We start from the raw sequence: 19,902 nt of genomic DNA, 5'->3' as shown, positions 1-19,902 counted from the left end.
TAAAGTTTAACCCAAAGATTCGAAATTGTTTTGTCTAAGTGCTTCATAAGTGACAATCGCTACGGTATTAGAAAGATTCAAGCTACGGCTCTCTTTTAGCATGGGTAGACGTAATTTATTTTCTTCTGTGAAGGTCTTTAATACCTCATCAGGTAAACCGCGTGTTTCCGGTCCAAATAGCAGGATTGAATTTGCCACGAGTTTTGCATCTGTATAAGTTGTTTTACCTTTTGTGGTCAATGCAAAAACAGGTCGATCACCAATAAAGTCTAAAAAGCTTTGATAGTTTTCATGTTCTTGAATTGTCGCCATATCGCGGTAATCCATACCCGCACGCCTTAATTTTTTTTCATCAAGATCAAAACCCAGTGGATGGATTAAATGCAAGCGTGATCCGGTGTTCGCACAAAGGCGCATAATGTTGCCTGTATTTGGCGGTATTTCAGGCTCAAAGAGCGCTATATCAATCATATTAATAATTACTTCTTATAAAATTTAAATTCAATCAAAAACTTGTTAACTTATCTCTTGACAACTAAATACGAAAACGCTCTAATAGCGCCCTCGCTTAAGGCCCGATAGCTCAGTCGGTAGAGCAGAGGATTGAAAATCCTCGTGTCGGTGGTTCGATTCCACCTCGGGCCACCATTTTAAGCTTCTAGCTCCACTTCTTGTTTTATCTCCTAACACTCTAGCTTTTCCATACACAAATAACTCGTGTTTAAAATTTTCAAACCCCGTAGCGTTTTTTACTGATGCTTGGATCCAAACTCATCCATATTTCCAATACGAAATTCCTTTTGAAGACATTTTTAAGCATATAATCCATCACAACGATATTTTAGAGATACCTGCATTATTGGTTCATAGTTCTCATTAGCTTTGATATGAGCGTGTTTATACGGTCTTGTTAAGGAATTAGTACAAGTAATATCAGGTGCGCTATCTTGCGCAAATAACAAGATGAAATCTACTGATAAATGTAGAAAAAATGCAGTTTTAATAAGCATAGCAGCACTTCTATCAATTTAAGCCGTGAGGATATAGTGGGTAGTTCATTTGAATGACTTATGAGGTGTTAAAGACGAATAGAGCAACTAAGCAATAAAAACTGCCCCAAAGGTGGGGGGTGGGTTTTGAAACGTGCTAAGGGCTAATTAACTCCATTGTAGCTAGTCTTTAATGAGACATTAATACTGGAACGATCATAGACTTCAATAATATTGTAGAGACGCTGCCGAATATTTTCTGTTTTAACGTAGGCGTACCGTAACCGCCAATCACTAGCAAATCGACATCATATTCTGAAATTTTATTAAGAATTGTTGTGGGTACATTATTCGAGCCAGGATTGACGCGCATCAGCTTGGCGTTAATCTCATGATGCGATAAATGCTTAATTAGTCTTTTCTCCATTAAATTATTCTTTTGCTCTTTTTGTTTTTTACTTTCAACAATCAGAATGAAGACTTCTTTGGTTTTGGCTAATAAAGGAATTGAATCATGGATGGCACGACTTGCAGCAGGAGTGCCATCCCATGCAATCATCGCTTTTTTAAAACCTACTCTTCTAGTGCCAATGTATGGCATGAATAAAATTGGTCTACCACTATGTAGAATGACTTCTTGTGAGAAGTCCTCTAGCCTTGAGAAATTATCTCTTGATGGGTCAGGTTGCCCGAGTATTACAAGGTCTGCATTACGAGCGTAATGTGCCATCTTGAGGGCACTTTTAGATGCGCCACCGTTAATGACTAGTGATTCGACATTAATGCCTTCAGCCTCAGCATTTTCGGCGAATTCATCAGCTATTTTGTGGGCTTGTTTATCCGATATGCGTATGAGGACTTCCTCATTATCGGACTTTGCGTGAATTGGCTTCATAGAAGCCAATGAGGCCCCTGTTAAATGGGCCTCATGTGCTTTGGAAATATCAAATGCAGCATTAACTCGATCTTCGTGTCCGGCACTATCATCGAGAAAAACAAGTATGTCTTTAATGCTCAAATGTAAATTTACTAACTATATCGCGAGGTATTCATGACGAAGTTCTTCGTTATCTAGGACTTCTTTGGCAGTACCGTCAAACACGATATTACCCATATCAAGAATTAATGCACGATCAGCTAAACGAAGGGCAGCAACCGCATTTTGTTCAACGATAATGGTTGTAATACCTTGTTTCTTAATGCTATCAACGATGCTGGCTATCTCTTGTACGATAACAGGCGCCAAGCCTTCATAAGGCTCATCGAGCAGTAATAATTTGATATCACGAGCTAGCGCTCTTGCAACAGCCAGCATTTGCTGCTCACCACCCGATAAAGTAGTACCCATCTGATTGCGACGTTCTGCAAGGCGTGGAAAATGCTCGTAAAGTCGCTCTATGCTCCAGCCTACAGGCGGAGCAATTTGTGCGAGCTCTAAATTCTCATGAACGGTTAAACCTGCAATAATTCGGCGATCTTCTGGTACTAGAGCAACACCACTTTGAGCCGCTTCGTAAGAAGACATTTTATGCAAAGGTTTATGGTCTAGCCAAATTTCACCGTGAGTTACTTGAGGATCATCAACACGTGCAATAGAACGTAGCGTTGATGTTTTACCTGCTCCGTTTCTACCAAGAAGTGCGACAACTTCGCCTTCACGGATATCGAAATTTACACCTTGAACGATATAACTCTCACCGTAGTATGAGTGAATATCCCAACATGAGAAAAAAGCAGGATCAGATCCTTGACTCTGAACTGGGGCGACTCTGTCTTTGACCTTTATATTATCGACTATTCGATCACTCATCTTCTTGTTCTCCCAGGTATGCTTCTTTTACTTTTGGATCATTTTTAATTTCTTCGGGTGTGCCTGTGGCAATGATATGACCACGAGCAAGTACACTGATTCTATCGGCAAGGCTGAACACTACATGCATATCGTGCTCGATAATGACTTTTGTCATTTCACCCATCTTGCCACTTTTTAATAGATCAATTGTGGCATTAGTATCGTGTCTCGCCATACCAGCAGTTGGTTCATCTAACAACAGTAAAGTAGGGTGTTGAATCAATCCCATTGCAAGCTCGAGACGACGCTTATCACCACGAGACATACTGCCAGCGTGATGGTCATGAAACCTATCTAAATTAAAGTCGGCTAGTGTTGCCATCGCTTCTTCATGTATGGCAGTTTCTTTAAGGAGACTTTTAAATGGATTGAATTTGAATGTTCCATCACGTTTTGCAAGTGCTGGAATCATCACGTTCTCAAGAAGAGTGAGTTCAGGAAAGATTTCTGGTGTTTGGAATACACGCACCATTCCTGCATGATTAATATCATGCGCTTCCATTCCAATCATATTCTTTCCGTTGAACGTCACACTTCCGTTATCTGGTATTAATCGTCCAATACAACAGTTAAGAAGTGTTGATTTACCCGCACCATTGGGGCCGATAATCGCGTGTGTCTCACCTTCCTCAATTTGTAGATTCACATCTTGTAGAGCGTGCAAGCCACCAAAGGTTTTATTTACGCCTTTAATCTCAAGGATATTACTCATTTTGCCTCTCCTTCGATTTCAGCAGTTCTATTGTCTTCGCCCTTTCCAAAAATACCTAAAATAAAGTCTTTAATTCTGGTTACACCTTCCATAACACCGCCTGGTAAGAATATAACTATCAGCATGAATAATGCACCTAGTGTCAAATGCCAGCCTTCCCCAACAAAAACATTCGAAATATTTACCACAATGGTTTGTAACCACTCTGGCATAAAGCTGAATATTTCTGTTAATTCGGATTTATTTAACGCAGAGAATATATTTTCAAGATACTTAATGATTCCAGCGCCTAGTAATGGACCGATTAAAGTACCGACACCACCCATGATTGTCATCAATACTACTTCACCAGAAGCCGTCCATTGCATTCTTTCAGCACCCGCAAGAGGATCGATTGACGCCAAAAGTCCACCAGCTAAACCTGCATACATACCAGATATAATGAAAGCTGTTAATAGGTAAGGTTTGGTGTTGAAGCCTGTGTATTTCATTCGGGTTTGATTAGACTTTATTGCTAACAACTTCATCCCAAAAGGTGATCGGAAAATCTTTAATGAAATATAAAATGCGAAAATCAAAAAAGCTGCAGCAACATAGAAACCAGAATACCCACTCATCAAAGTGCCGAATAAATTGGTAGATGGGAGGCCATCCGTTACAACAACGCCAAACATAGAATCAATGATGCGTGGGTCTTGTTGCTCCAGCTGCAAACCAGTTTCACCGTTAGTTATAGGTGTCAGTACAGAATAAGCAAGACTATATGCCATTTGTGCAAAAGCTAAGGTTAATATTGAGAAGTAAATGCCAGAACGTCTCAGACTCAAGTAGCCAATAATCAAAGCGAATATGCCTGACACAATGACTGCGAGAATTATTGCAGGCACGACATTCATCGTCAGTAATTTAAAAGACCAAACGGCGGTATATGAACCTATTCCTAAAAAGGCTGCATGACCAAAGGATAAATAACCCGTTAGACCAAATAGAATATTATAACCAACTGCAAATATTCCAAATATTGCAAACTTCTGAAGTAAGTCAGGATAGTTGGCACCAATTGGCGCAGTCCACATTGGCGCAGTTAAAACAACAGCTGCAAATATCAGCATGATGACGGTATTACTTTTAATTAAATTTTTCATCATTAATCCTCAAATACGCCTTCGCGTCCCATTAATCCACGCGGTCTTACTAGAAGTATCACTACTGCCACTAAGTAAATAATAATTTGATCAATACCAGGGAATAACGATGACACTTCAGTCATCGAAGCGAATGATTGTAAAACCCCCAATAAGAATCCAGCTGCAACAGCGCCTGGTAAAGAGCCCATGCCACCAACAACCACTACAACAAAGGACAGTACTAAGAAGTCCATGCCCATGTGATAGTCAGGTGGTAATATTGGTGCATACATAACACCTGCTAGACCAGCTACTAATGCAGCAATAGCGAATACGATAGTGAAGCGCTTTTGAATATTGATACCCAATAAACCGACAGTCTCACGGTCTGCCATACCCGCCCTAACTACCATTCCGAAGGTCGTAAATTTCAAGAAGGCAAATACGGCAAGGATTATTGCTGCAGAGAAGACTAAATAAATTAATCGCCACCATGGGTAAACTAAATTTTCGTTGAGTCCAAAAAATGCTCCAACCGCCGCACTACCAGAAACTACATCTGGTGCAGGTGTTGGAATTGGATTTGCTCCAAAAAAATGACGAATAACCTCTTGTATAATAATTGCCAAACCAAAGGTCACGAGAATTTGTTCTGCATGTGAACGTTTGTAAAAATGCCTGATTAGGCCACGTTCCATTATAAAACCAATCAATAGCATCACTGGAATTGCCATTATTATTGATAGTGGGACGGCATAATCTATGATCGCGGTTCCTGTGTCACCCCACCATATTTCTAAATAGGGTTGCTCCTTATATGCATCGAAAAAAGTAATACTTTCATCTTTTACTTTTTTAGATATCGTAAGAATTTTTTGAAAGCTGACGGCGCAAAAAGCACCAAGCATGAATAATGCACCGTGTGCAAAGTTAACAATACCCAAGGTGCCAAATGCTAGAGTCAGACCTAATGCAATTAATGCATAAGCTGCACCTTTATCAAGGCCATTGAGTAGTTGGATCAGAATCGCATCCATGATTTTATCTTCTCTTTTTGTGAGCTAAAGTATTTGAATCAATTTAGAATTTATATAAAAAGATAGCGAGCATTTAAAAATAAACACTGTTTGCGTATATTTCAAATTATTAGTAAAAATGAAATTTTTTGATTCAAGCGTGTAGGTAACCGTTTATAAATATTGAAACTATTATTTATAACGATTAAGTATTTAAAATTTAAAACCCCATCAGAAGTATTCCGATGGGGTTAATTTTACGACTACTTATACTTCGTATGGACCTAATTCGCCACCAAGTAGTTCTGGCTTGTATTCAACTTGTGCACGAGGAACTTCTTGTACAACTTCAAGCAGATCGAATTGACTAGTTGGGTTTTGATTACCACGTACAACCAATACATCTTTGAAACACTGATGATCTTCAGCACGATATTCAGTTTTACCGTTACCCATACCGTCAAACTCAAAGCCTTCAAGTGCTTTAATAACTTCTGGTGGATAGAAAGTACCAGCCATTTCACATGCATTTGCATATAAAAGAGTCTGAACATAACAGGTATGAGCAGCCATTGATGGTGGGTTACCATACTCAGCACCAAATGACTTAACAAAAGCTGCTGAACCTTCGTCTTTAAGTGCCCAGTTCCAGTTAGTAGAACCTAAGATACCTTTGATGTTTTCACCAGCACCCTGTGCCATTAAACGAGAGAATAAAGGAACAACTATCTGGAAATCTTTACCATTGACTTGCTTATCACGTAAACCAAACTGTACTGCCTGAGTGAGTGAATTAACCATGTCTTTACCGTAATGGTTAAGAACCAGTACGTCAGCTCCAGAGTTTAGTACCGGTGTAATAAATTGTGAGAAGTCACCTGCGCCAACAGGAGTTTTAACTGCTGCTTTGGTTTTCCAACCCATGGCTTCTGTGTACTTTTTGATTGAACCTTCTTGAGACCAACCCCAAGTATAGTCAGCCGTTAGGTGATAAGCAGTACGATCTTTACCATACTCTTTCTCAAGTACTGGACCAAGTGCAGCACCAGACATTTCAGTATTGAAGAAATGACGGAAACCGTAACGACGCTTGTCTTTACCTGTTGTATCGTTTGAGTGAGTCAAACCAGCCATGAAAATGGTGCCCATTTCCTGACATAAACCCTGTACTGCTATTGCAACACCAGATGAAGAGCCACCTGTGATCATTAATGCGCCATCTTTTTCGATCATACGCTTAGCAGATGCACGTGCAGCATCTGATTTGGTTTGAGTATCACCTGTTGAGAAGACAACTTTCTTACCGAGAATACCATTGCCTTTCAACATGCTAGGCTTCATGGTTTTCATCATTCCACCATCGCCTTCGCCGTTAAGGTGCTTTACCGCTAATTTGTAAGCGCGTAATTCGTCAGCACCTTCATCGGCATAAGGACCAGACTGTGGTACGTTGAATCCTAGTGTTACTGTTTTAGAATCTTTAGGGTCATTTCTAAAGTCCTTTGCCGCGTACGCGTCTTTCATAAAAATCATTGGAGCAGAAGCGGCTACGCCTGTAGCACTCGCAACTTTGAGGAAACCACGTCTGTTTAGATGTGGCGTATTTTCATTTTTTTTCATTGTTTCTCTCCTTGGGGTTTAACAAGACTGCGGGTAAAAATATTATTATTGTTAGCGATCTAATAATGCAATTTGCACATTTACTAGAAAATGGCTCTTTAAGAGAGCTCTAAATACAGGCTATCATCAATAAAGATTAAACCTAAACAGTCGTTTTTTTCTATTGCACCATGTGTGTACATCAGTGATGTTGGTCAAAATAGATCGCCGAGTATAAGCTATGTTTTTGTTTTTTCTAAGACTATTGGTAGAATTTATGTAAATTATTTCAAAACTTAATATTAGTAAATTTAATATTAAGGTTTTCAAAACTTAAATTTAATACTGGAGAAATATCAATTATGAAAGCGCTATCAAAGGCTTAGAGGATTTCACATAAGTCTGATTATTTTTGTTTTTTGAAACTATTTCACACCAAAAATGAATTTTTGCCGTGCTAAAGATTTGGATTGATCGAATTTAATTTGATCATTTTTTAAGCTAATTCCAAATTTTTTCCATATATTTTCGAGCTCAGGATCAAAAGCCTTGCTTTTCATTTTGTTATATAAATTCATAAGTGTTTGAGTGCCAACAGCTTTATCTCCTATTGAAAATACCTCGCTTATTGGCCATGTTCCATCAGCAGCCATACTTGCACCAGAATGATTGATCGCCCTTAGCGCATCTTCCAGCCCTAACTTATTATTGGTCTGTTCACGTATTTCAATATCGGCTAGTAGAAAATATATGGCACCACCCCAGTATTTCATTCCCCAGCTGCGGGTGTTGTCTAATCCTCTGTCGCCCTCTTTGGGAATACCGTTGGGTGTCCCTTTTAATAACCAGAGCCAGACATCTTTCTCTTTAACTATGCCAGCTTTGAGTCTAACTAGGGGCTCAACATAGGTGGCAAGACCTTCTTGAGCCCAGCCATGATCATCCTCCATCAGGGGAAATGCCAGGTGAACCATTTCATGTACCAATACCCAATCTTTTTGTAATTGTTGTTCTGTGATGTCAGGTTGAATTCTTAAAACGATTAAGGGAGTTGCCCGGTAATAAGCATTGCCACCAATTCTTGAGCCAGAGCCCGGGGTGATTGCAATTTTTAGATTTTTCACGGGAAACTGTTCAAAGTAATCGGCAACGGCGATTGCAGATTTTTCTATCCAGTTAACGATGGTTTGTTGATCCAGTGCAAGATGCTTATCTGACATTTCTGGCGAAAATCTCAGGTTTATTGAGCTGCCTTTGATAGTTAATTGATACTCTGAATTGGCATTAGCGTTTGCACTGCTAATGCTGCTACTAAGAATGGTTAACAGTAACAAGAAATAACAAACGTAGACTCTAACTGGTCTGAGTATCATGGATAACCCTCCTGTAAGACACTCTAAACGATACGTGTAGTATTGACCGTTAGAGGCAGGAAATTGGAATCAGAATAAGCAGCCTTTAAAAAAGTGCCTATAAGTAGGGGGGTGTCTTTGTAAAAAATAGGAAGTAGTTATTGTTGCGTCAGGGATGAATAACACTCAGCTAATCGCTCTATTCCACGTTCTATCTGGTCACAACTCGAGTTGCCATAACCAATTAATAACCCGAGGTTTTCAGGTGGTTTCTGGTAAAGCTTGTTTGCAGAATAGACGCCAACGGATTTATTTTTAGCGAGTTGAATAAAGTCTGCTTCTTTGGCCGCATCAAGCTGTTTGAACCAAACTAATAAATGAATACCTGCATTGGTGCCTTCAACAGATATTTCATCACCAAAATATTCTTCAAGCTTGGAGATCAAGATTTCACGACGTCTGGAATAGATCTTACGCATGCGTTTTAAGTGTCTTGCATAAAGCGGAGAGTTAATAAATTCAGCCAGTATTTGCTGATTAAGCAATGGGCTGTGTCGATCGCTACACCACTTTAAGGCAGTAAAAGGCTCAACCAAAGGTGTCGGTAAAATAACATAGCCAATGCGTAAAACGGGCGAAAGTACTTTCGAGAAGGTGCCTATATAAATCGTCTGCCCCGATTGATCCAATCCCTGAATGGCTTCGATTGGAGGACCTTGATAGCGGAATTCACTGTCATAATCATCTTCCACGATAAAAGCATTATTTGCATTCGCCCATTCGAGTAATTTAATACGCCTCGATAATGGCAGAACAGCGCCAGTAGGAAATTGATGAGAGGGCGTTGTGTAAACCAAACGTACGTTGTTATTTCTTGTGGAATTTGATTTATTGTCTGGATCGATTTTATCAAGATCAATGCCTTCAATATCCACATCGCATCTGATCAATTCTGCGCCGGCATTCGAAAACGCCTGTGCCGCGCCACGATATCCCGGTTCTTCGATAATGACTTTTTCACCTTTTTGAATCAACAAGCGTGCGATTAAATCTAAAGCCTGCTGTGACCCATTAGTGATGACAATATTATCGGCATTGCATTGGCACCCCCTGTTTTGTTGCGCATAGCGTGCAATGCTTTCACGCAATTTTAAAAGCCCTTCGGGCCTTTGGTAATTTGAGTCCAGAGTTTGGCTAAAGCGACGAGCAATCTGATTGATGTCTTTTAATAAATACTCATTGATATCAACGGGGCCATATTGAAAATTGACATCAAGCGCCGCCCTATCAAGATGATTCAGGTCATAAGCTTGCCATTGTTTCAATGAATATTGTGCTGAGTCGCTGAGCTTGGGCGGTCGATAGTGTTGTTTTGGTAACTGTTGTTGCTTGCTTAAATCATTATCCGCGACAAAACTTCCAGAGCCAAACCGTGTCTCAATATAGCCTTCTGCCAATAGTTGTTCATAACAATTAATCACCGTATTACGAGAAACATGCAATGATTTGGCTAACTCACGACTAGACGGTAGCTTTTCACCCGCTTTGTATTCCCCAGCTAAAATCGTATTTTTAAGGCTTTCGTAGAGTTGTCTATACAGAGAGCCTTGGCCGCTTAATTTAATCATTATTGCTCGAAGTGGTTCCTAAATATTGTGTGTAATTGGTGCTTTAAATAAACCAATATTCTTTGATAATAGACTATAAATTAAAGATGTTTTTATAAATTTAAGTATCAGTAGCGAAAACAATCAGCACGGAGAAAAGATCAATGAGCGAACATAAAAACAGCCTGGGGCAGCCAATTGGTTTTCCTATGCAAGATTGGACCGGCTGCGAATTTCCCTCCCGTTCTGAAATGGTAGGGCAATACTGTCGGCTTGAACCGATAGATATACAATTACACGCAGACGATCTTTATCAAGCCTATGGCAAAGACCAGGATCAGAGCAACTGGACGTACCTACCCTATGGGCCCTTTGAAAATAAAGCAGACTTTGTCACGTGGTTAGAAGTAACAAGCCTCGGAGATGATCCGCTGTTTTATACGGTGATTGATTTAAAAACAAATCAGGCCGTTGGAGTAGCGACATATTTGCGCATTAACCCTAAGGATGGCGTTATTGAAGTAGGACATATTCATTTTTCACCACTCATGCAGCAGACCCCCATTTCTACAGAAGTCATGTATTTAATGATGAGACGTGTATTCAATGAATTGGGGTATCGCCGTTATGAGTGGAAATGCGATTCACTAAATGGTCCATCAAGAGCCGCGGCTTTACGACTGGGTTTTCAGTTTGAAGGGATATTCCGTCAACTGACCATGTACAAAGGCAGAAATCGTGACACTGCCTGGTTTTCTATTCTGGATAAAGAATGGCCGAAACTAGAAGCGGCGTTCAAAAGTTGGTTAGACCCACAAAATTTTGATGAAAACGGGCAGCAACGCTCTAGCCTCGCAAGTTTCAGAACATAATTTAATTTAGGGGATTAATTCATTAGAAAAGACTAGCTGATTAGAAGGAAAAGCCACCCCCCTACTTATAGGCACTTTTTATAAGCACTTTTTTATTGATTGGCTAGACATCGATGCTCATTTGAACTGCACAAAATCTCCATATAAAATTTGCTAAAGTTACGCATAACAGTGGAACTAACCTGTTATAGTTTGATCAATTAGCTTACTTTCTATGAGGGATAAATCAGTGCTATTTAAAGGTTTTGCTGGCGATCTAAAACGCTCACTACCCCTAACAATTATTTTTGCGCTTATGCTAAATGCATGCGGTGGTGATAAAGGTAATACGAACAGTACTGGCAATTCAAACAAGACAGAGGCCATCAAGACTGCCTCGAAATCAGCGCCTGCAAGCAATACTGCTGACAATTATAGTCAGGCAGCGAGTCCTTCGAGTAGCGTTGATCAAGCAACGGCAATTATTCAGGATACTACCGAAGCAGAGCCCCCGATTGAAACAAAAGATGATTTATCTGCATTTAGCTGGGAGCAACTCGGTGGCTGGCACACGCAAGGGATTGTTTCTCGTGACACTCCAATCCATATTGATTTTAATCGTGATGTCGTTGATGAATCGATGGTGGGCAAAGACGCCAGTAAGATCATGTTCATTTCGCCAGAGGTTAAAGGCAAGCCGGTATTTGCCAGTAAGTCCAGTATAGTGTGGAAACCTCTCGAGCATTTAAAACCGAGCACCGTTTACAAGGTCAGCATTAAACCCGTTGGGCTTTTTGATATTCCTAATAAAGCGGCGCCTTTTCAATACACGTTTCAAGTCATTCCTCTCGAATATGAAATCAAAACTGTAGGTTTAACAACCGATCCAGCGGTCAGTAATGGGATGATGCTGGAAGGACAATTACTGGTGTCTGATCGTGTGCCCTCGAAACTTGTCGAAAAAGTAGTCTCTGCAAAATTTCAGGACAAAACATTGCCCATCGAGTGGACACACAACACCAATGGTAAGAGCCATAAATTCGTTGTGAGAGACATCGTCAAAGAAACCTTTGATGCTGATTTGCATTTGTCATGGAATGGCTCAGCGATCGATATCAAAACCAAAGGCAGAAAAAGTATAACGGTTCCGGGATCTGATAAATTTGAAGTCACTAAAATCGCCGTGATCCACAAAGCAGATAGTTCTCCTTTTGTAGAAGTGCGTTTTTCAGATGACCTGGATCCCAATCAAAACTTGAAAGGGCTGGTGGAGCTGGCAAAAAATAAATACAAAGTCAGCATTGATGGAAATCGAATCAATATCTACCCAAACCGAAATCTCGCAGGAAGTTTTTTGGTAAGACTTTACGGTGGCATTAAATCCAAAGAAGGTAATAAGGTTTTATCTAAGAAAATAGAACAAAAAGTAGCCTTTGATGATGCCAAGCCAAAAGTTAAATTTGTTAGCAAAGGCTCTATCCTTCCAGAAAATTCTACCTTGGAAATCCCGTTCGAAGCGGTCGGTGTTAATGCGGTAGAAGTCACCGCATTTCGTATTTATTCAGACAATATGAAGCAGTTTCTGCAGGTTGGAAACTTGTCGGGTTCAAATGAATTAGGCCGTAGCGGTCGTCATCTCTGGCGTAAAGTGATTCCACTGAAATCTGCTGATCCAAATAAATGGAATCGCTATACCTTTAACGCAACGGAGTTAATGAAAAAATATTCCGGTGGAATGATTCGTCTTACGTTATCGATAAAACGTCGTCACTCAACGTATCGTTGTGCTGCAGATACACCAGTGGCAGATAGTAAAGACGCACCGCTTAAAGATATGGAAGATTACGGTGTGTTAGAGAATAGTGGCTGGGATGGAATCAGTGATTATGTAGAAGGTTATAACAATGACAATTCTGGTTGGGATAGCAGAAACGATCCTTGTACCGATTCGTACTATCGATATAACAGCGACAAGACAAGTGCTAGTCAAAACTTCATTGCGAGCAATATCGGCTTAATCACGAAACGCGAAGCTAACGGTGATTTAAGTATTATTTCAACCGATATCAGAACGGCTAAACCGTTAACGGGCACGGAGTTTGAAATCAGGAATTATCAGGGCCAGTTACTTTCAAAGGCAACATCTGATGGAGAAGGTTTTGCCAAAGTGCAATTATCGGAAACGCCTTTCCTATTGGTTGCTAAAAAGTTTCAAGATACGGCTTATTTAAAGCTCAACACCAAAACAGCGTTGGCAGTCAGTCATTTTGATGTTGGTGGCAAAAAAATCAAAAAAGGAATTAAAGGATTCATTTATGGAGAGCGCGGTGTATGGCGCCCCGGCGATGATATCTTTTTGACGTTTGTGCTGCAGAATCAGGCGTTAAATGAAAAAGATGCCAAGAAGATTCCAGACAGCCATCCAGTAACAATGAAGCTCATCGATCCGAGAGGCAGAGTGGTTGATACGAAAACCAGCGTTGATTCGGTTGGTGGTTTTTATGCGTTTAAATTTAAAACGGAAGAGAAAGCGCAAACAGGAAACTGGATGGTAAAAGCCTTTGTCGGTGGAAGCTCTTTCAGCAAATCATTGATGATTGAAACCGTCCGTCCAAATCGCTTAAAGCTGGAACTCAATTTTAAAGCGCAAGGGGAAAATGCCAGCGATAAACCGGCTGAGGTTATTTACAGCAGTGAAGGAACACCAGAAGGGACGTTGTTCTCGCAATGGTTACATGGCGCCACAGCAAGTAAATTAAAAGCAGATGTTTCCGTTAAATTCACCCAAAAGAAAACACAATTCGGCAAATTCACTGACTATGTGTTTGATGATCCAGCGCGCTCATTAAGAAGTCAGGACACGATGCTTTTAGAAGGTCGTTTGGATGAAGAAGGCTACTTAAAATTTAGCAAAGACTTCAAAGTGAAAGGTAAGCCAGCTGGCATGCTGAAAGCAAAATTTACCTCGCGAGTGTTTGAAGAAGGTGGAGCGTTTAGCATCAGCCGCAGCAATATCGATTACCATCCATACACTAATTACGTTGGTATCAAGTTACCTAAAGGAGATGCTACACGTGGCATGTTGCTCACCGATGTTAAGCACAAGGTAAGCATTGCCAGTTTGAGCGCTAAGGGCGAAGAAGTATCGTTAAATAAAGTCCAGGTTAGCCTATATAAAATCAAATGGAAGTGGTGGTGGGATAAATCCAGCGAATCTCTCGCAGAGTACGCAGATAGCCGTTACCAACGACTTCTGCAAAAGGATATCGTCAGCACAACAGATGGCGTGGGCGAATGGAACTTTGAAGTTAAATACCCTAGTTGGGGTCGTTATCTAATTCGGGCGTGTGATTTAGAAGGCACACACTGTACGGGCAAAACAGTTTATATCGATTGGCCGGGATGGGCAGGTCGCGCACAAGAAGAAGACAGTGGTGCCGCTAGCCGTCTAAATCTGTTCTCTGATAAAACCGCATACAGCGTGGGCGATGTTGCAACGATTCAATTACCTGCAACCTCTCAAGGCAGAGCATTACTGAGCATTGAAACCGGTAGCCGAATACTAGAACAGCGCTGGGTTAAATTTACAGAAGCATCAACGGCAGCCGCTGCAGGCGTCAATAGCTCCGAGAAGCGATTGCAGTTTGAAGTGCCTATTACCGCAGAAATGGCACCCAACGCTTATGTGCATATCACTCTATTGCAGCCTCATGAAGGTAAATCTAACGATAGGCCGATTCGCCTGTATGGCATTATTCCATTAGATGTAAAAGACGCTGAAAGCTATCTACTACCTAAAATTCAGGCTGAAAAAGAATGGAAACCAGAATCTAAGCAGACCGTAACGGTTAGCGAAGGCAATGGTAGAAGCATGAAATATACCTTGGCAGTTGTTGATGAAGGCTTGTTGGGTTTAACCTCATTTAAGACGCCAAATTTACATCGTCATTTCTACAGCAAAGAAGCACTCGGCATTCAAACCTGGGATTTGTTTGATCATGTTGTCGGTGCCTATGGTGGTAAGTTAGAACGCATGCTTGCCTTAGGTGGTGGCGATGATGAAGAAACGGATGATGACGATAGCAAGAAGCGTCGCTTCCCACCTGTGGTTAAATACCTCGGTCCCTTTACTTTAGCGCAAGGCGAAACCAGAAAACACGAAATAGAATTGCCTCCTTACTTAGGCGCAGTTCGTGTGATGTTGGTTGCGGGCGAAAAAGGGGCTTACGGTAAATCGCAACAATCTATTTTTGTGCGTCAACCGTTAATGCTGCAAAGCAGTTTGCCACGTGTGCTTGGACCTCAGGAAGAAGTGTCTATTCCTGTGACTTTATTCTCGATGGACGACAGAATTAAAGATGTGACCGTATTGGTCGAAACAGATGATTTAGTCAACGTTATTGGAGAACCCACTCAACACATTAGCTTTAACAAGATGGGTGAGAAAATTGCCTTTATCAAAGTTAAAACAGCCAATAAAGTCGGTAAAACACGCTTGCGCTTTACGGCGACAGCTTCTGCCAACAGCACTTCAACGTCTTCTGATAAGGATGGACGTAATGGTGAATTTAAATCTGAAAAAATAGTTTATCTCGATATTCGCAGAGCCAATCAGGAAACTACACGCACCATTACTCAGGTTATCGAGCCGGGTAAAAGTTGGGATAACAAAGCAGTGGCCTTTGGTCTGGAAGGCACTAATCAATCGGTACTAGAGTTATCAGCGGTGCCACCATTGAATATTGAGAAAAGGCTGAATTTCTTAATCCGGTATCCGCATGGTTGTTTAGAACAAACCTCGTCATCGGCTTTCCCACAATTATTCTTGTCGAAGGTGATGGATTTAACCGATAAGCAAAAGCAGGATACTCAGCTACACGTTCAAAAAGCGATTGATAAGTTAAGACGCTTCCAAAACGGAACCGGTGATTTTAGTTATTGGCCGGGCGGTAATTATCAAAACGATTGGGCAAGTATTTATGCCGGTCACTTTTTATTAGAAGCAAAGAAGCTGGGCTATAAATTGCCAGCGAACCTACTCAATAACTGGCTGAATTATCAGGTCGGAGCAGCGCAAGGCTACATTGTTGCGAGCAATAAATATTCTCATACTCAAGCTTATCGCCTTTATGTTTTAGCGTTAGCAGGTCAACCGCAATTAGGCGCGATGAATCGTCTTCGTGAGGCGGCTAATACGGCTAATACGGCGAGTACCGAAACTGGTGGAAATAACAGTCGATTGAACAACAAAGGGCGCTGGTTACTCGCTGCTGCATACCAAACGGCATCACAACCTGAAGCGGCGACAGCATTGATTCAGGGTATGGATTCCGATGCTACTAAAGTCAATAACATTACTACGCCTGATAAAACCTTCAGCTCGACGTTGGGAGATCTTGGATTGCAGTTAGATAATCTGGTTGCCTTGAATAAAAAGCAGGATGCGAATCAGTTATTAGAAAAAATTGCAGAGCAAATGAGTGGCGATGGATTCCAGAGTACTCAAGGTATATCCTGGGCATTAATGGGTGTTTCCCGTTATTTGGGCGGAGATACCAGCAGTTTCACTGCAAATCTGTCGCAAGATGGCACGCCAAAAACCATCAATAGCAGCAAACCTATATCCAGCACCATGCTGGTAAAAGCAGACTCTAACATCAGTGTAGAAAACACATCTGGAGTGAGATTATTCGCGAACCTAGTGACTAAGGGTGTACCTGTAGCTGGTGATGAAATCAGTCAATCAAAAGGTTTAACCATTGATACTGAGTTTAGCGTGCGCGATGCTGAAAACAAAAAGCTGTGGAATGATCTTGCTGATGATAGCGAATGGAAAGTTGCTCAGGGCAACGATGCGAAGTTATCTGTGAGCATTCAAAATAACGGTAATTATGACGCTGAAAATATAGCACTTACGATACCAGTAGCAGCGGGCATGGAAATACTGTTAGCGTCAGAACAGACCGCGACCAAGAGTAAATATGATTATCGTGATTTGCGTGATGATCGCATTTATTACTATTTCTCATTAAAGAAAGGTGAAGTCAAAAACTTTGAATTATTAGCGAATGCTTCCTATCAAGGGCGTTATTACCAACCCGCGATAACTGTTGAAGCGATGTACGATGGTAATTTAAAGGCCATTGAGAAAGGTCGCTTTATTAATATTGTTAAGTAGAAATGAGGAGTTAAAAAAACGCCTCAAAGGTGGGGGGTGGCTTTTGTTATTTAACTACAGCTAACCCAGCATAAACATTGTACATCGACGATTCCTTATGGAATCTACGATGAACATTTCTGGCTCTTGGAGAGCCTAGAAAAGCCACCCCCCACCTTTCAGCCACTTTTTATAAGATAACCGTGAAACCATTCAAGTCACTAACAAAAAGCAAAGGCAGATCATTACTGTTTATCTTTGTCTTGATAGGAATCACCGCCTTCTATTTTTGCCTGCCTGAGCCGCTGTTTAAGTCACCCGTATCAAGTATCTTGCTGAGTAAAGAGGGTAAGTTGCTAGGTGCACATATTTCAAAAGATGGGCAGTGGCGTTTTCCCCCGCTACAACAGATCCCCGATAAATTCAAAACCAGCCTCGTCGCTTTTGAAGACAAACGTTTCTATAAGCATTTTGGTGTTGACCCTTTAGCCATTGGGCGTGCGCTTAAATTAAACCTGAAGGCGGGTCGCATTGTCAGTGGTGGTAGTACTATTTCGATGCAAGTGATTCGACTTGCCTCACAAAATCCGGAGCGTTCATTGACTGAGAAAGCCATCGAAGCGTTTCGAGCCCTACGTTTGGAAACTCGTTACAGCAAAGATCAAATCCTGAATTACTATGCCAGTCACGCTCCATTTGGTGGAAACGTGGTTGGTCTGGAAGCGGCATCGTGGCGTTATTTTGGGCGTAATCCGCAACAGTTATCCTGGGCTGAAAGTGCGATGTTGGCGGTTCTTCCAAATAGTCCTGCACTGATTCATCCCGGTAGAAAACGCGATACCTTAAAAGCCAAGCGCGATCGTTTATTACTCAAACTATTCCAGCAAGAGAAACTCAGCAAGCTCGATTATCAATTAGCAATTGCCGAACCATTGCCTGAGAAACCCAATTTATTGCCAAGAATGGCACCGCATTTATTAGACACTTTAATTGCTAAAGCGAAGGCAAATTCTACCGAAAATCACAAGCGGTTTAACACCACCATTGATTATGTATTGCAGTCTCAAGTTAATCAAATCGCCAAACACTACGGTCAATTAAACGCGTTAAAGGATATCCATAATCTCGCAATTGTCGTGATCGACAATGACAGCTTTGAAGTAAAGGCGTATGTGGGTAATGCGCCACCACTAAAAGACAAAGCTGAACATGGTCAGGCGATTGATTTGATCCAACGCCCTAGAAGTACCGGAAGTACGCTCAAGCCGTTCCTGTTTGCAAGCATGATTGAACAGGGTGAGTTGTTGCCTGAAATGCTAGTGGCAGATGCACCGATTCGCTACACAGGATATCGCCCTAAAAATTTCGATCGTAAGTATCGGGGTGCTGTGCGGGCAAAACAGGCACTAGCCAGCTCATTAAATATTCCAGCGGTGAATATGCTGAGTTATCACGGTGTCGAACGCTTTTTAGCAACGCTAAAGAATATGGGTATGAGTACTCTGCATAGACGTTCTCGTGAATACGGTTTGCCGCTGATTCTGGGTGGCGCAGAAGGGACGCTTTGGGATTTAACAGGAATGTACGCCAATTTAGCTAATCGGGCACAGCAAGGTTTAGATTCTGATCATGACTCGGATGCTCAACAAGGACAAATGCTACAACCGGTTATTCTACAGCAACAAAAAGCGCAAACATCCAAACAAAATCAACTCAGCCCTGCAAGTGCCTGGATGACCTTACAAGCGTTACTAGAAGTTGGCCGACCGGGAAGTGAAGCGTATTGGAAACGATTTAACAGTACGCACAAAATAGCCTGGAAAACAGGCACAAGCTTTGGTCACCGTGATGCGTGGGCATTGGGTACTACGCCAAAATATACCGTTGGAGTCTGGGTCGGAAATGCTGCCGGAGAAGGACGTCAAGGTATGACCGGAGTGAAAGTCGCTGCCCCCGTTTTGTTTGATGTCTTTAACCGGCTTTCACTGGATTCAAAATGGTTTAGAAAGCCTGTCGAGCAAATGAAACTGGTTTCGATATGCAAAGACGATGGTTTCCTGGCGAATCAAAATTGCGAAGCGAAAGATTATTATATTCCCGCAAGTAGTCATTTCGATCGTGTTTCACCCAATCATCAGCGTATTCATCTAGATAAACAAACCCAGCTTCGCGTGCATAGCGGTTGTGAATCAGTGGCTGCAATGGAGCATATAGACTGGTTCGTTTTGCCGCCCGATGAAGCTTATTACTATCAACAGTTTCATGCTAATTACAAAGTCATGCCTGAATGGCGAGAAGATTGCCAAAAAGTGGAAACAGTCGCGTCTAAAGACAGTCCTATTTCATTGATTTATCCCAGGCGAAACACGCAGATTTATATCCCTAAAGAATTAACGGGAGAGAAAGGTAAAACGGTCTTCCAGGCAATCCACGGAAATCCAGAAGCACAGTTATTCTGGCATCTGGATGATGATTTTCTGGGAACAACACAAACTTACCATGAGCAAGCAATATGGCTAGCTGCTGGCAAACATCGACTTACTTTGGTGGATGAAAAAGGTAATCGTGTTGAACAGAGTTTTCATGTGCTGAGCCAATAATACTGTTTTAGAATGAAAAAGAGCTCAAACGTTCGACTGC

12 protein-coding genes and 1 tRNA gene are annotated in these 19,902 nt (G+C 41.4%); 4 read left to right on the top strand and 9 right to left on the bottom strand.

Going from position 1 to position 19,902, the window contains the following annotated elements:
* Positions 1-6: 6 nt before the first annotated feature.
* Entirely contained in the window at positions 7-471 is a 465-nt protein-coding gene (locus OO007_RS03460) for a tRNA (cytidine(34)-2'-O)-methyltransferase (protein WP_325807759.1), read from the bottom strand.
* A 101-nt stretch (positions 472-572) separates the two neighbouring features.
* On the opposite strand from OO007_RS03460, the gene OO007_RS03455 reads away from it, so the two are divergent.
* Positions 573-648 (top strand) — tRNA-Phe (locus tag OO007_RS03455).
* 531 nt (positions 649-1,179) lie between these two features.
* Here OO007_RS03455 and OO007_RS03450 read toward each other — a convergent pair.
* From OO007_RS03450 to pdxR, 8 genes are all read right to left on the bottom strand, one after another.
* Positions 1,180-2,007 (bottom strand): universal stress protein, encoded by an 828-nt coding sequence (locus tag OO007_RS03450; RefSeq protein ID WP_325807758.1) that lies wholly within the window; start codon positions 2,005-2,007, stop codon positions 1,180-1,182.
* Positions 2,008-2,022: 15 nt separating this feature from the next.
* Positions 2,023-2,799, bottom strand: a complete 777-nt coding sequence (locus OO007_RS03445) for an ABC transporter ATP-binding protein (protein ID WP_131904615.1) — start codon at positions 2,797-2,799, stop codon at positions 2,023-2,025.
* Positions 2,792-3,553: an ABC transporter ATP-binding protein gene (locus OO007_RS03440; RefSeq protein ID WP_131904614.1), complete on the bottom strand. Its 762-nt coding sequence runs from the start codon at positions 3,551-3,553 to the stop codon at positions 2,792-2,794. Before OO007_RS03440 ends, OO007_RS03445 begins: the two co-directional genes overlap by 8 nt.
* Positions 3,550-4,698 (bottom strand): branched-chain amino acid ABC transporter permease, encoded by a 1,149-nt coding sequence (locus tag OO007_RS03435; protein ID WP_325807757.1) that lies wholly within the window; start codon positions 4,696-4,698, stop codon positions 3,550-3,552. The genes OO007_RS03440 and OO007_RS03435 overlap by 4 nt, the downstream gene beginning before the upstream one ends.
* A 2-nt stretch (positions 4,699-4,700) precedes the next feature.
* Positions 4,701-5,717, bottom strand: a complete 1,017-nt coding sequence (locus OO007_RS03430; RefSeq protein ID WP_131904612.1) for a branched-chain amino acid ABC transporter permease — start codon at positions 5,715-5,717, stop codon at positions 4,701-4,703.
* A gap of 246 nt (positions 5,718-5,963) precedes the next feature.
* Positions 5,964-7,316 (bottom strand): substrate-binding protein, encoded by a 1,353-nt coding sequence (locus tag OO007_RS03425; RefSeq protein WP_131904611.1) that lies wholly within the window; start codon positions 7,314-7,316, stop codon positions 5,964-5,966.
* 404 nt (positions 7,317-7,720) lie between these two features.
* Positions 7,721-8,668: a hypothetical protein gene (locus tag OO007_RS03420; RefSeq protein ID WP_325807756.1), complete on the bottom strand. Its 948-nt coding sequence runs from the start codon at positions 8,666-8,668 to the stop codon at positions 7,721-7,723.
* A 137-nt stretch (positions 8,669-8,805) separates the two neighbouring features.
* Positions 8,806-10,275, bottom strand: coding sequence for a MocR-like pyridoxine biosynthesis transcription factor PdxR (gene pdxR, locus OO007_RS03415; RefSeq protein ID WP_325807755.1), 1,470 nt, complete (start codon positions 10,273-10,275; stop codon positions 8,806-8,808).
* 143 nt (positions 10,276-10,418) lie between these two features.
* Here pdxR and OO007_RS03410 point away from each other — a divergent pair, with 143 nt between their 5' ends.
* The 3 genes from OO007_RS03410 to pbpC all read left to right on the top strand — a co-directional run bounded on the left by OO007_RS03410 (position 10,419) and on the right by pbpC (position 19,862).
* On the top strand, positions 10,419-11,126 hold the full coding sequence (locus OO007_RS03410) for a GNAT family N-acetyltransferase (RefSeq protein WP_325807754.1): 708 nt from the start codon (positions 10,419-10,421) through the stop codon (positions 11,124-11,126).
* Between the two features lie 229 nt (positions 11,127-11,355).
* The gene (locus OO007_RS03405; RefSeq protein WP_325807753.1) at positions 11,356-17,283 is read left to right on the top strand and encodes an alpha-2-macroglobulin family protein; all 5,928 of its coding nucleotides are present in this window, start codon (positions 11,356-11,358) and stop codon (positions 17,281-17,283) included.
* Positions 17,284-17,465: 182 nt separating this feature from the next.
* Positions 17,466-19,862 (top strand): penicillin-binding protein 1C, encoded by a 2,397-nt coding sequence (gene pbpC, locus OO007_RS03400; RefSeq protein ID WP_325807752.1) that lies wholly within the window; start codon positions 17,466-17,468, stop codon positions 19,860-19,862.
* The last annotated feature ends 40 nt before the right edge of the window (positions 19,863-19,902 follow it).

Origin of the sequence: Cocleimonas sp. KMM 6892 (assembly GCF_035798195.1) — a bacterium.
GTDB lineage: Bacteria > Pseudomonadota > Gammaproteobacteria > Thiotrichales > Thiotrichaceae > Cocleimonas > Cocleimonas flava.
Note: the sequence above shows the minus strand (reverse complement) of the source record. Positions and strands in the feature narration are given on the sequence as shown.